A 12,998-nucleotide genomic window follows, 5' to 3' on the forward strand; every position below is an offset into this window, starting at 1 on the left:
GGAATGTTTCACGTGAAACATTCCCCTTTTCTCAAAACGTATCGTCCGGCAGCAAGGTACTGGCTATCCTCTCCAAATCTTCTTCACCATAATAGTCAATCTCGATCCGTCCACCTTTTTCGGCCGGCCTTATTTTTACTCGCGTGCCCAATAAGCTCCTGAGCCGGTTTTCCACATCCCGAATGACCAGAGGAAGAGGGGGATCGGGCTTTTTCGGAGGATGTTCCTGTTTGACCTTGTCGGTCGCGGGGGCCATGTGTTGTGCGTTTATTTCTTTTGCCAGTTCCTCTGCCTGACGCACAGATAACTTGTCCTTAATAATTTTTTCCGCAAAAACCAACCGTTTCTCCGGCACATCCAGAGAGAGAATGGCCCGGGCATGTCCCGCAGTCAAAACGCCTTCCCGGATAAATCCCTGGACCGGCCCGGCTAAATTGAGTAAGCGGAGGGTATTGGCCACATAGGACCTGCTTTTTCCCAGCCGGGCCGCTAAAGACTCTTGGGTATAATTAAATTCTACCAGCAATCTTTGGTAGGCTTCCGCTTCTTCCAAAGAATTTAAATTTTCCCGCTGAATATTTTCAATAAGGGCCAGCTCTGTGACGGTTTTTTCATCAAAGTCTTTCACAATACAGGGTATTTCCGTGCGGCCGGCCAGCTTGCCTGCCCGCCAACGCCTTTCCCCCACCACAATTTGGTATCTTCCCTCAGAGACGGGCCGGACTACAATCGGTTGAACAATACCGTGCTCGGCAATGGATTCTGCCAATTCCCGGATTTTGTCAGGGTCAAAATTTTTACGGGGCTGATTTGCATTGGGGAGGATATCCTCAATGGGCAATAATAAAACCTGATCTTCCGACTTTCTATCCAATAAGGGCCCCGATGGAATCAAGGCCTGCAGCCCTTTCCCTAGACCTTTTTTAGTCATGACTGATCACTTCCTTTGCCAGCTCATGATAAACCTCAGCACCTCGGGATTTGGGATCGTACAAGGAAACCGGCTTGCCATGACTGGGTGCCTCACTAAGTCGTACATTACGGGGAATAATGGTAGAAAACACCTTGCCGCGAAAATAGTTCTTGACCTCATCCACCACCTGAATCGCTAAATTTGTCCGGGCATCGAACATAGTTAATACGACTCCTTCAATCTCCAAATGGGGATTCAGGTGCTTGCGTACCAGCTCATAGGTATTCATTAATTGCCCCAACCCCTCCAGAGCATAATATTCGCATTGAATGGGAATTAAAAGGCTGTCCGCCGCAGTAAGCGCATTCAACGTCAGTAAACCCAAAGAAGGAGGACAATCAATCAGGATGTAATCATAGCGGTCACGAATACTTCTCAGCGCCTTCTTCAATTTGCTCTCTCGCGAGATTGCGGAAACCAGTTCGATCTCAGCCCCGGCCAACTGAATAGTGGCCGGAACAATTTTAAGATTTTCCAATTCTGTATCATGGGTTACCGCATCAAGAGAAACACCGTTGATGATCACATCATAGATACAATACTCCGTCTCTAACCGATTGATGCCGAGACCACTAGAGGCATTTCCCTGGGGGTCGATATCAATGATCAATACCTTTTTCCCTTCCATGGCCATAAATGCCGCCACGTTTACTGCCGTAGTCGTTTTTGCTACGCCGCCTTTTTGATTGGCAATCGAAATGATTTTACCCATGCTTCCACCACCGGTCATGAATTCAAAATGGGCTCCTGGAGAAATTCAGCATGTTTTTCGTCCTTTTTCCCATTCTGGTCCCTGAGTAGTTACTCAAAAAGTTTTAATTCCACATTTCACGCGCGTACTCCTGCAAAAAAAAGAAAAAGCCAAAAAAACATTTTTTGGCCGGTTCGTTATTTAGAGAAGAGGTTTCTTTTCCGGCATCCCCGGTTTTCTGGGATATTTGGCCGGAGTAGGGGATACCTTTTCCATGATCACTAAAGAGCGCCGATCTCCTGAAGAAGGAAGCCGGTAATGTTTAATTTCCCTCAATTTACCCCCTAAAGCAGCAACAGCCTTTGCTCCCTTTTTTACCTCTTCCTCCACCTCCGGTCCCTTCAGGGCGAAAAAAATTCCCCCCACCCGGAGAAAAGGCAGACAATATTCCGCCAGGACCGGCAAACTACTGACGGCCCGGGCTGTGGCCAAAAAAAATTGTTCCCGGAACGCGGGTTCTTTCCCCTTTTCTTCTGCCCGGCCATGGACCACGGAGGTCTCTTTCAAGGCCAGGGAGGAAACCACGGTGTGCAAAAATTGGCAGCGCTTTGCCAAAGAATCAAGTAAAGTTAATCTCATCTCAGGCAGCAGGATTTTGATGGGGATACCGGGAAATCCTGCTCCGGTCCCCACATCGATGCAGGTATCCTGGGCAGGATGGTCCAGATACTTGGCACAAATTAAGGAATCCACAAAATGCTTGACGGCAATTTCCTGAGCATCCTCAATGGCAGTAAGATTTATTTTCTGATTCCAGGTCAAGAGCAGGTCATGATAGGTTTCACATTGAGAGAGCTGATGCTCCTCTAAAGGAAGGTCAATTTCCTCCAGGCATTTTATCAGCACCTCTCGGAAAAGGGAGCCCAAATCAGATCTCCTCCTTTGACGACATGCGCCGCCGCTGCTCCAAATAAATGAGCAAAACAGAAATATCGGCCGGAGAAACCCCGGAGATCCGGGAAGCCTGTCCAAGGGAGGAAGGCTTGATTTTTTCTAATTTCTGCTGGGCCTCCGTGCGCAGTCCCCGCACCAGGGTGTAGGAGATATCCTCGGGAATGCGCCGGTTTTCCAACTTATTAAATCTGTCTACCTGGTCCAGCTGCTTCTTAATATAGCCTTCGTATTTTACCTGAATTTCCACCTGTTCTTCTACCTGTTGCTCCCCAGCCAAATTTTCCTCGGTCAAGGGGAGGAGATCGTGATAGGTAATTTCCGGTCTTTTTAATAGTTCATAAAGGGATACGGAAGAGTGTAACTCTTTCGCCCCCTTTTCTTTCAACAAGTGATTTAAGGCCTCATTCTGAGGGGAAATCTTTGTTTCTTTGAACAAGTCCAAAACCTCACTGATTTTTCTCCTCTTCCGGTCAAATTTCCCCCAGCGCCGGTCATCGACCAGGCCCACATTCCTGCCGTATGCCGTCAGCCTCAAATCAGCATTATCCTGGCGTAAAATCAAGCGGTATTCCGCCCGGGAAGTTAACATCCGGTAGGGCTCATTGGTGCCCTTGGTAACCAGGTCATCGATTAAAACACCGATATAGGCTTCCGACCTTTTTAAAATCAAAGGCTCCTTTTCCTTTACCTGCCGGGCGGCATTGATCCCGGCCATTAATCCTTGAGCCGCCGCTTCCTCGTAGCCGGAGGACCCGTTAATCTGTCCCGCCGTATACAAACCGGAAATAAATTTGCTTTCTAAGGTTGATTTTAACTGGGTCGGGTCAATACAATCATACTCAATGGCGTAGGCTGGACGCATCATCTCTACCCTTTCCAACCCTTTAATGGTGCGGAGAAATGCCAGCTGCACATCCTCGGGTAAACTGCTGGACATGCCCTGCACATAATATTCATAGGTATGAAGGCCTTCCGGCTCCAAAAAGAGCTGATGGGCCGTTTTGTCGGGAAATCTTACCACCTTATCCTCAATGGAGGGGCAGTACCTGGGCCCGATTCCTTCAATAAAACCGCTGTATAAAGGAGAACGGTGCAAATTATCCCGAATGATTTGGTGGGTTCTTTCATTGGTATAGGTAAGCCAACAAGACACCCGGGGACGGTCAAACCGTTCCGTCAAAAAAGAAAATGCCCACCGGCCCTGATCTCCGGGCTGTTCCATAGTTTGGGAAAAATCAATGGACCGATAGTCAATCCGGGCCGGCGTACCCGTTTTAAACCGCCTTAATTCCCATCCTATATCCTTGAGACTGTCAACCAGACGGATAGAAGCATGCTGGCCGTTGGGACCACCCTGAAAATGGGTATCCCCGATGATAATCCGGCCCCGTAAATAGGTGCCCGTTGTTAATACCACCGTGCTTGCCGAAAACCGGGCTCCTGTTTTGGTCACAACTCCCGCCACCCGGTAATTTTCCACGAGAATTTGATCCACCGTGGCTTGTTTGACATCTAGATTTTCCTGGGATTGTAATACCACCGTCATTTCCTGCTGGTACAATTTTTTATCCGCTTGCGCCCTCAGGGCATGTACGGCAGGGCCTTTTCCCGTATTAAGAAGGCGAATCTGAATCTGGGACCGGTCAATCATGAGACCCATTTCTCCGCCCAAAGCATCGATTTCCCGCACCAGGTGCCCTTTTGCCGGACCTCCGATGGCAGGATTACAAGGCATTAAGGCAATATTCTCCATATTCAGGGTAATTAATAAGGTTTTACAATTCATCCGGGCCGCCGCTAAAGCAGCCTCACAGCCGGCATGGCCTGCGCCGATGACGATGACGTCATATGATCCTGCCGAATATTCCACGATCTCACCTCTATTTGCCAATACAAAAATCAGAAAAAATCCTGTCCAATAAATCTTCTCCTGCTGTGTCCCCTGAGATCTCTCCCAAAGCCTCCCAGGCCGCCTTTAAATCAATGGAAAGAAAATCCAGCGTCATGCTCCGGTTTACCCCATGCAAAACCTCAGACAAATGATAAGATGCCTTTTGCAGGCTTTCTTTATGCCGCATATTGGTGATGAATACCTCCCGGGAAGCTTGAATTCCTCCCTGGAAAATAAGTTCCACAATCTCGTTTTCCAGTCTTTCAATCCCGATATCCTCTTTGGCGGAAATAAAAACATGGGGAAAATCCTTCACCCAGTCTTCAATTTCCTCCTTTTTGTCCCGGTGGGAGGGAAGATCAATTTTGTTGATCAGAATCAGGGCTTTTTTATTCTTTATATCTTGGAGCAGGCGCTTATCCTCGTCTGTGATGCCCTCTGCCACATCTAACACTAAAAGGACCAGGTCGGCTTTCTCCAATATTTCCCTTGTGCGTTCCACGCCGATCTTTTCCACTAAGTCGGTAGTCTCTCTAATCCCGGCCGTATCAATGATTTTGAGGGAAAAACCGCCGATATTGATAAACTCCTCCACGGTATCCCGGGTTGTGCCCGGAATTTCCGTGACAATAGACCTGTTTTCCCCCAACAAGGCATTGAGAAGGCTGGATTTACCCACATTGGTCCGCCCTACGATGGCCGTATGAATCCCCTCCCGGATCAGTTTTCCCCGATCCGCGGTTTGAATCAATTTTTCCATTTCCTGCAGCGTCTTATGTACCGTAGCCTGAATTTGCCCTAAAGTAATTTCGTCCAGATCCTCCTCAGGGAAGTCGATAGCGGCTTCAATAGCAGCCAGAACGCCTAGAAGATCCTGTCTCAGGCGGGAAATGATGTGCGATAAATTTCCTCCCAGTTGTGCCACGGCACTATTCAGTCCCATCTCACTCTTGGCCCGGACAATATCAATAATCGCCTCCGCTTGGGGCAAATCAATTCTGCCGTTTAGAAAAGCCCTTTTCGAAAACTCACCGGGTTCCGCCAGCCGGGCACCCGCCTGTAAAACCGCCTCCAAAGTGAGCCTGAGGGAAATCAGTCCCCCATGACAGTTAATTTCTACGACATCTTCCCCTGTATAAGATTTCGGCCCTTTCATCACGGATACCAAAACCTCGTCAATCACTTTTCGATCTTTTCCATAAACCTGACCCAAGTGCAGGGTAAAGCTTTTGACCTGGGTCCAGTTTTTTTCCTTCTTGGGCTGAAAGATCTTGGCCAAAATGGCCAGGGCATTTTCTCCGCTCATCCGTACGATGCCGATGCCGCCTTCACCGGAGGGTGTTGAAATAGCGGCAATGGTATCCGTCCACATATTATTTCACCTCAGCAACAAATTTAGAAAAACCCAGCAATGAGATTACTGGGTTGGCTTTCTCGATTATTTGGCTTTCCAAAATCTATTTGGCCTTTTTCGTAATAATTACTTTCCGGTAAGGTTCTTCCCCTTCACTGAAAGTACGCACCCTTTGATCGTTTTGCAAGGCGGTATGGATAATCCGTCTTTCATGCGGGTTCATCGGCTCTAAAACAATATTGTGGCCTGTTCTTTTTACCTTTTCGGACAGCCGGTGGGCTAAATTAATCAAGGTTTGCTCCCTGCGCTTCCGATACCCTTCCACATCCAAGACAATGCGATATCTTTGTCCGCATTTTTTTCCCACGACCAGGTTTGCTAAGTACTGTAAGGAATCCAATGTTTCTCCCCGGCGTCCGATCAAAATGCCTAAATCATCCCCATGAAAGGACAGATAAAGAAAATCCTCCTGATAGGAAACCTCCGTATTTACTTTGACATCGAGCTTTTGAAATATTTTACCCAGAAACTCTACGGCTACTTCTTCCGGATGCCCATGATCCTCAGCAGCTTCCACTTTCTCCAGAGGAGCCTTTTTCACACTTTCTATTTTAGAGCTACGCCTTTCTGCGAAAGACATGACTTTTTCCGGCTCACTTTTTTTATCCCGCAAGGTCACTTTTACCCTGGCGGCTTTGGTCCCAATCAGACCAAACAACCCCCGGGAAGGAGCGTCAAGAATTTCTACCTCCGCATCATCACGCACACACTGTAATTCTTTTAAAGCCAACTCGATGGCATCATCGATGGTTTTTCCCGTTTTTTCTATTGTTTTCATTCCTTCGCACCCTCCTTTGCGGGAGCAGGTTTAATTCCCTTATTAATCATAATCTGCTGGATGGTCCCCACCACACTGAATACGATCCAATACAAAGCCAAGCCGGCAGGAAAGCTTCTCGTCATCCAGCCGAATAACACAGGCATAGCGTACAACATTGTTTTTTGGGTCGGGTCATTGGCATTTGGCGATGTCACATATTGCTGAGCAAAGGTGGTTAGTCCAACTAACAAAGGCAGAATAATTCCCGTGGGATCCGCTTTACCTAAATCACTAATCCAGAAAAAGTTATAATATTCGGGATTGGTGGGGTGAAAGGATTGTAATCCCCGGAATAAAGCAATCAAAATGGGAAATTGGATCAAAAGAGGCAAACAGCCTGCCATGGGATTGGCACCATGCTGCTTGTACACTTCCATCATAGCTTCTTGTTTTTTCTTGGGATCATTTTTATATTTTTTATCCAGCTCTTTAATCTTGGGCTGCAGCTCTTGCATGGTTCTCATGGATTTCATCTGTTTGTACGTTAACGGATAAAGCAATACTTTAATAATCACCGTCAAAAAGACAATTGCCAAGGCATAACTGGGAATACCAATGTGAACTGATACTTGATAGAGCCATTCCAAAGAAACCCGAACAAAATCAACCAATGAATTAAATAGACTCACGTTTTCTCCCCGCAAATAGGATTTGCAGGTTTCACCTCCTGTTCTTTTTAAGCAGGATCATACCCTCCGGGATGCCAAGGATGACACTTGGAAATTCTTTTTATCCCCAACCACAGTCCTTTGAAAAATCCGTATTTTACTAAAGCGTCAATCATATATTGCGAACAGGAGGGATAAAACCGGCACCGTGCCGGAAAAAAAGGCGAAACAATCCGTTGGTATCCTTTAATACAGGTAATTAATAATTGAACCATGATTGGTCTCCCATTCTTTTGACCAAATCAAACACACTTTTTTCCATGACCCGGTAGGATGCATCTTTGATCCTTACTCTCGCCACAAAAATTAAGTCCCATCCCTTCGGGAAAATACGCTCATGTAACCGGCAGATTTCCCGCAACCTTCTTTTCACTCGGTTTCGGATCACAGCTTTCCCGACCTTTTTAGAGATAGAAAAGCCAATCCGATATTGATCCTTTTGGTTTTTTCGGCAGTAAAGCACCAAATATGGATTTACAAGAGATTTTCCTTTTTGATAGGCTTTCCGGAAATCCTTCGGGCTCTTTAACCGATAAATTTTTTTAATCAAAATGGGAAGCCCCCTATTTACCTACCAAACATATTATAGCCACCAAAAAAAACCAATAAACAATTTTTTATCTTTCCTGAAAAATTTTCACATATCAAAAAATTTTGCATATGCGAAAAGGCCGCTTCCGGCCTTATGCTGACAGTCTCTTTCTTCCTTTGGCTCGCCTTCTTTTAAGCACATTGCGCCCGTCTTTGTCGCTCATTCTTGCTAAAAAACCATGAACTTTTTTGTGTTTCCTGTTTTTCGGTTGATAAGTCCGTTTCATCAAATAGTTCCTCCTTACTGATACTACACATTACCAAAATTAAACAACCGGAAAATTAGCATTAGCATTAGAATTATATCTTACTGATTTTGAACTGTCAAGAATAAAGCAAGAGGTGTACCCGAAACCTGGGGATAACTTATTTTTTTTAATATTGAATTTGTGGATAATTTTTGCTATTATGGATATGCATTTGAAAAAAAACATTTTTTCTGATAATTTTATCCACAATTTCTTTATTTTTATTTCCCCCTTGTGGATATTTTTTTATCCAGCGGATTGTTTTCTCATCCTAACAAATTTAGTAAACAAAATAGCTGGGGGCATTAAACAGAGATTCCACTTTTTATTCCGGCTTTTTCTTTTCAAGGAGGTTACAATGAATACAAAACTTAAAGAAGACTGGCAGAAGACTCTAGATATTTTAAAAACAGAATTAAGTAAGCCCAGCTTTGAAACCTGGTTAAAAACCACGAAAGTGGTGACAAGATATGATAATACCGTGGTGATCGCCGTTCCCAATGAATTTGCCAAGGACTGGCTGGAATCCCGGTATGCGAATCTGATCAAAACCACCCTGCAGCTGGTAACCTCGGAAGAATTAGATTTGGACTTTGTTTTACCCCAATCGGAAGAAGGAGAAATTAATTATCTGCCCAAAGGCAAAAATAAGTCTGCCTTTAACCGTTCTTCAAAACAAAATGACGATATTCTTTCCAGTTCCTGCTTTAATCCGAAATATACTTTTGAAAGTTTTGTGGTGGGAAACAGCAACCGTTTCGCCCATGCGGCTTCTTTAGCTGTGGCGGAAGCCCCTTCTAAGGCGTATAACCCCTTATTTATTTACGGAGGAGTTGGACTGGGGAAGACCCATTTAATGCATGCCATCGGCCAATACGTCAATTTACATAACCCCCATGCTAAAGTAGTTTATGTCTCCTCCGAAAAATTTACCAATGAATTGATCAACGCCATCAGAGACGACAAAACGGTTCAATTCCGTAATAAATATCGCGGCATGGATGTTTTGCTGGTCGATGACATTCAATTTCTGGCCGGAAAAGAACGAACCCAGGAAGAATTTTTTCATACCTTTAATGCCCTCCATGAGGCAAACAAACAATTGATTATCAGCAGTGACCGTCCTCCAAAAGAAATTCCCACTTTGGAAGATCGCTTAAGATCCCGTTTCGAGTGGGGACTGATTACGGATATTCAGCCGCCGGATTTGGAAACCCGCATCGCCATTCTCAGAAAAAAAGCCAAAATTGAAAATATTATGGTGCCCAATGAAGTGATGGTCTTTATTGCCAACAAAATTCAATCCAATATTCGGGAACTGGAAGGAGCCTTGATCCGGGTAGTGGCCTATTCTTCTCTCACAGGAAAGGAAGTCATCCCGGAATTGGTACAGGAAGCATTAAAAGATATTCTGCCGGAAAGCAAACCGAAAAAAATATCCATTGAATTAATCCAACAAGCCATCGCGGACCATTTCAATTTAAAGGTGGAAGATTTTAAAGCTAAAAAACGCACCCGGGCTGTAGCATACCCTAGACAAATCGCCATGTATTTAGCCAGGGAATTAACGGATGCCTCCTTGCCGAAAATTGGCGAAGAATTTGGCGGCCGGGACCATACCACTGTGCTCCATGCCCATGAAAAGATCAGTCAGGAACGCTCCCAAGATACCAATTTAGACCGTACCATTTCTGCTCTGGTATCTCAATTACAACAATTATAATTGTGGACAAGTTTTGGGATTTTATGTGGGTTATTTTTGGATAAAAAAAACGCGAAAAAAGTCATTGTGTGTATGTGCATGCATGGGACATCCCTATGCACACTTTTTCAACATGGGGCAGCCCTTCTCAATGCTGACGAAATTAGCCTTATCCACATACCCACCGCCCTTATTACTATTATTACGGAATTTAAATAAAGAATAAAAAAAATAAAACAAAATTTGAAGATGTGAATAAGGAGGCAGTAAGATGCACATAAATTGTACCAAAGATGATCTGGTCTATGGCGTACAAATCGTAAACAGGGCCGTCTCAAATAAAAACACCCTGCCCATCTTAAGCGGTATTCTTTTAAAAGCGGAGCAGAATAAATTAACCTTTCGCGCTACGGATTTGGAAATCGCCATTGACTGCTCCTTAGACGTGGAAGTAATTGAAGAAGGAACTATTGTTGTGCCCGGAAAATATTTTAGCGAGATGGTGAAAAGATTGCCCTCCGGCTTGATCAATTTAAAAAACACGGACAATTTCGGTTTGGAAGTAAAATATGAACAATCGGAATTAGTGATCAATGGGCATTCCAGTGAAGAATTTCCCTCCCTTCCGGAAATTAACGGTCATATGAAGGGCAGTATCCGGCAGGATTTATTTAAAAAAATGATCAAACAGGTTGCCATCGCCGCCTCTGCCGATGAATCCAGGCCTGTTTTTACCGGAACATTACTGGATGTGGTTGAGAATCAGGTGATCATGGTGGCCACCGATACCCATCGTTTGGCATTACGGGAAGGGATATGGGAGGGAGCTTTGGTCCCGGAGAAAATTTCTGTGATCATTCCTACCAAGACCATGTTGGAAGTAGCCCGGATCAGTGGCGATGAAGAGGAACCTTTGCTGATCGAAGTAGGAAATAATCAAGTCTATTTTACGGCGGGAAATGTTTCTCTCATTTCTCGTCTGATTGAGGGACAATATCCCAGTTACCGGCAGGTGATACCGGAAAGCAGTAAATGTAAGAGTAAAATCAGAGTAAGAACCAAGAAACTGTTGGAAACAACAGAAAGGGCATCTTTGCTGGTACGCGATGAAATAAAAGAAAGATACAGCTTGATCAAACTGAAAGTTCATGACGATATTTTGGAAATCGAGTCCCATGCTCCGGAAATCGGCAGAATTTATGAAGAGATTCCGGTGTTTTTGGAGGGGGAACCTACAGAGATCGTGTTTAATTCCCGCTATTTGATGGATGCGCTCAAAGCTGTAGATGCAGAAGAAATTTACCTGGAGCTCATCGGTCCCTTAAGTCCCGGCATTATCCGGACGGTGGAAAATGAAGAATACATTTATTTAATTTTGCCGGTCCGAACATCATAAATATAGTGGAGTGTTTTTCTTGAACTTAAGCAAGCTGGTGCTGAAAAATTTCCGCAATTACGGCACGAAAGAAATTGATTTTCACCCCCTGGTTAATGTCATTACCGGGTTAAATGCCCAAGGAAAATCAAATCTTTTGGAAGCGATCGGCTATCTGAGCACCCTTTCTTCCTTTAGAGGGGCGAAAGATCTGGATATGGTCAGGTGGGGTTGCCCGTATTTTTTTCTGGAAGGGTTGATCAAAAAAAATACGGGTGATTATACGATTTCTCTGGGGTACAATTTAGAAAATAAGAAATTGCTCAAGGTCAATGGGAGTGCGCGAAAAAAATTCAATGAGGTTTTGGGTATTCTCAATAGTGTGGTTTTTTCCCCGGAAGACTTGAATATTGTCAAATTAGGCCCGGCGGCGAGACGGAAATATTTAGATGGAGAAATGATGCAATTATTCCCCACCTATTATTTTACTTTGATGCAATATCAAAAAATTATCCAGCAAAGAAATAACCTGCTTAAAGAAATTCGGGAGAAAAAGCAGCAGGAAGAAATGCTGGACATTTGGGATGAACAATTAGGGGAAAACGGGGCCAAAATTATCAAGAAAAGATTGGAGGTTCTTCAGAAACTTGCTCCTTTAGCCCGGTTAACCCACCGGAAAATTACCGAGGGAGAAGAAGAACTGGAAATAACCTATGAAAGTGTGGATCAGGAAGAAATCTTAAAAAAAATTACCTGGGAAAAAATTAAAGAAATTTTACATACTATGATCAGGGAAAATAGAAAAAATGAAATTATCAAAGGTGTCTCCCTGTTTGGGCCCCATCGGGATGATTTAAAATTGATGGTCAATGGCATCGATGTAAGAAAGTTTGGTTCTCAGGGACAACAAAGAACGACGGCCTTATCCTTAAAAATGGCAGAACTGGAATTAATGAAATCGGAAACAGGAGAATATCCCATTTTGCTGCTGGATGATGTGATGTCGGAATTGGATGAAAAAAGAAGAAGTCACCTGATTGCCATGATGGGGGATAAAATTCAAACTTTTATTACCACCACGGATATGGCTTTTCATTTTCGGGAAGGCCAGGTGATGAAAGTATTCCAGGGTGAGATCAAATATTTGAATGTATAGGTGAGAGCCATGTTTGTGCATATTGGAAAAGAAAAGATGATCCATATTAAGGACATTATTTTAATCTTGGACTATGAGAAAATTAAAAATTCTCCCATATCCCAAAAATTTTTAAAAAGTTGTTGGGAAAAGGGATCTGTGGATAAAGAATCCGCTGAGGAGCAAAATGCCAAATCCGTGATTGTCACGGCAAAAAAATTATATTATTCACCTATTGCTGTCTCTACGCTATCGAAAAGGACTTTGGAATAATTTTTATTCAGACAAATTCTTCCGGCATTATGGTGGATGCGACAAAAATGGATACTTTTTGACCCTGTAAAAAAGCCCCTCTGGGCTTTTTTAAGTGTTTTAGAAACGAGGAAACTTGGCTGGCATTTTTTCTCTGAAATGGTAAGGAATTAGCCTTCTTTACTATATCTAGTGATAAAATTTACAAAATGATGCATACTATACAATATTTACTTGTGATCTTAGACCTAATCAGGTATAATTGTAATTTAGAATAGCCGGAA

Annotated in this window: 14 protein-coding genes; 4 read left to right on the top strand and 10 right to left on the bottom strand. The window is 43.9% G+C overall.

Annotated features, from left to right (window positions below):
- Window positions 1-31: 31 nt before the first annotated feature.
- From DCMF_RS18040 to rpmH, 10 genes are all read right to left on the bottom strand, one after another.
- Complete coding sequence (locus DCMF_RS18040) at window positions 32-931, bottom strand: ParB/RepB/Spo0J family partition protein (protein WP_148135707.1); 900 nt, start codon at window positions 929-931, stop codon at window positions 32-34.
- Window positions 924-1,685: a ParA family protein gene (locus DCMF_RS18045; protein ID WP_148135708.1), complete on the bottom strand. Its 762-nt coding sequence runs from the start codon at window positions 1,683-1,685 to the stop codon at window positions 924-926. The genes DCMF_RS18040 and DCMF_RS18045 overlap by 8 nt, the downstream gene beginning before the upstream one ends.
- A gap of 180 nt (window positions 1,686-1,865) precedes the next feature.
- A complete protein-coding gene (gene rsmG / locus DCMF_RS18050; protein WP_148135709.1) occupies window positions 1,866-2,591 on the bottom strand; it encodes a 16S rRNA (guanine(527)-N(7))-methyltransferase RsmG in 726 nt (241 codons plus the stop codon).
- 1 nt (window position 2,592) lies between these two features.
- On the bottom strand, window positions 2,593-4,488 hold the full coding sequence (gene mnmG, locus DCMF_RS18055; protein WP_148137969.1) for a tRNA uridine-5-carboxymethylaminomethyl(34) synthesis enzyme MnmG: 1,896 nt from the start codon (window positions 4,486-4,488) through the stop codon (window positions 2,593-2,595).
- 10 nt (window positions 4,489-4,498) lie between these two features.
- Window positions 4,499-5,881, bottom strand: coding sequence for a tRNA uridine-5-carboxymethylaminomethyl(34) synthesis GTPase MnmE (mnmE, locus tag DCMF_RS18060; RefSeq protein ID WP_148135710.1), 1,383 nt, complete (start codon window positions 5,879-5,881; stop codon window positions 4,499-4,501).
- Window positions 5,882-5,966: 85 nt separating this feature from the next.
- Complete coding sequence (jag, locus tag DCMF_RS18065) at window positions 5,967-6,701, bottom strand: RNA-binding cell elongation regulator Jag/EloR (RefSeq protein WP_148135711.1); 735 nt, start codon at window positions 6,699-6,701, stop codon at window positions 5,967-5,969.
- The gene (locus DCMF_RS18070; RefSeq protein WP_148135712.1) at window positions 6,698-7,372 is read right to left on the bottom strand and encodes a YidC/Oxa1 family membrane protein insertase; all 675 of its coding nucleotides are present in this window, start codon (window positions 7,370-7,372) and stop codon (window positions 6,698-6,700) included. The genes jag and DCMF_RS18070 overlap by 4 nt, the downstream gene beginning before the upstream one ends.
- A gap of 47 nt (window positions 7,373-7,419) precedes the next feature.
- Entirely contained in the window at window positions 7,420-7,629 is a 210-nt protein-coding gene (gene yidD, locus DCMF_RS18075) for a membrane protein insertion efficiency factor YidD (RefSeq protein ID WP_335582435.1), read from the bottom strand.
- Complete coding sequence (gene rnpA / locus DCMF_RS18080; RefSeq protein ID WP_236860057.1) at window positions 7,611-7,961, bottom strand: ribonuclease P protein component; 351 nt, start codon at window positions 7,959-7,961, stop codon at window positions 7,611-7,613. Before rnpA ends, yidD begins: the two co-directional genes overlap by 19 nt.
- A 133-nt stretch (window positions 7,962-8,094) precedes the next feature.
- On the bottom strand, window positions 8,095-8,229 hold the full coding sequence (rpmH, locus tag DCMF_RS18085) for a 50S ribosomal protein L34 (protein ID WP_148135715.1): 135 nt from the start codon (window positions 8,227-8,229) through the stop codon (window positions 8,095-8,097).
- 379 nt (window positions 8,230-8,608) lie between these two features.
- Between rpmH and dnaA the strand changes: the two genes are divergently transcribed.
- The 4 genes from dnaA to remB all read left to right on the top strand — a co-directional run bounded on the left by dnaA (window position 8,609) and on the right by remB (window position 12,735).
- Entirely contained in the window at window positions 8,609-9,973 is a 1,365-nt protein-coding gene (gene dnaA / locus DCMF_RS18090; protein ID WP_148135716.1) for a chromosomal replication initiator protein DnaA, read from the top strand.
- A gap of 250 nt (window positions 9,974-10,223) precedes the next feature.
- On the top strand, window positions 10,224-11,348 hold the full coding sequence (dnaN, locus tag DCMF_RS18095; RefSeq protein WP_148135717.1) for a DNA polymerase III subunit beta: 1,125 nt from the start codon (window positions 10,224-10,226) through the stop codon (window positions 11,346-11,348).
- Between the two features lie 19 nt (window positions 11,349-11,367).
- Window positions 11,368-12,483 (top strand): DNA replication/repair protein RecF, encoded by a 1,116-nt coding sequence (gene recF, locus DCMF_RS18100; protein ID WP_214658716.1) that lies wholly within the window; start codon window positions 11,368-11,370, stop codon window positions 12,481-12,483.
- A 9-nt stretch (window positions 12,484-12,492) separates the two neighbouring features.
- Window positions 12,493-12,735 carry an extracellular matrix regulator RemB gene (gene remB, locus DCMF_RS18105; RefSeq protein ID WP_148135719.1) on the top strand — a complete coding sequence of 81 codons (243 nt, stop codon included), beginning with the start codon at window positions 12,493-12,495 and terminating at the stop codon, window positions 12,733-12,735.
- Window positions 12,736-12,998: the final 263 nt, after the last annotated feature.

This window comes from Candidatus Formimonas warabiya (genome assembly GCF_002777255.1).
Taxonomy (GTDB): Bacteria; Bacillota; Dehalobacteriia; order Dehalobacteriales; family Dehalobacteriaceae; genus Formimonas; species Formimonas warabiya.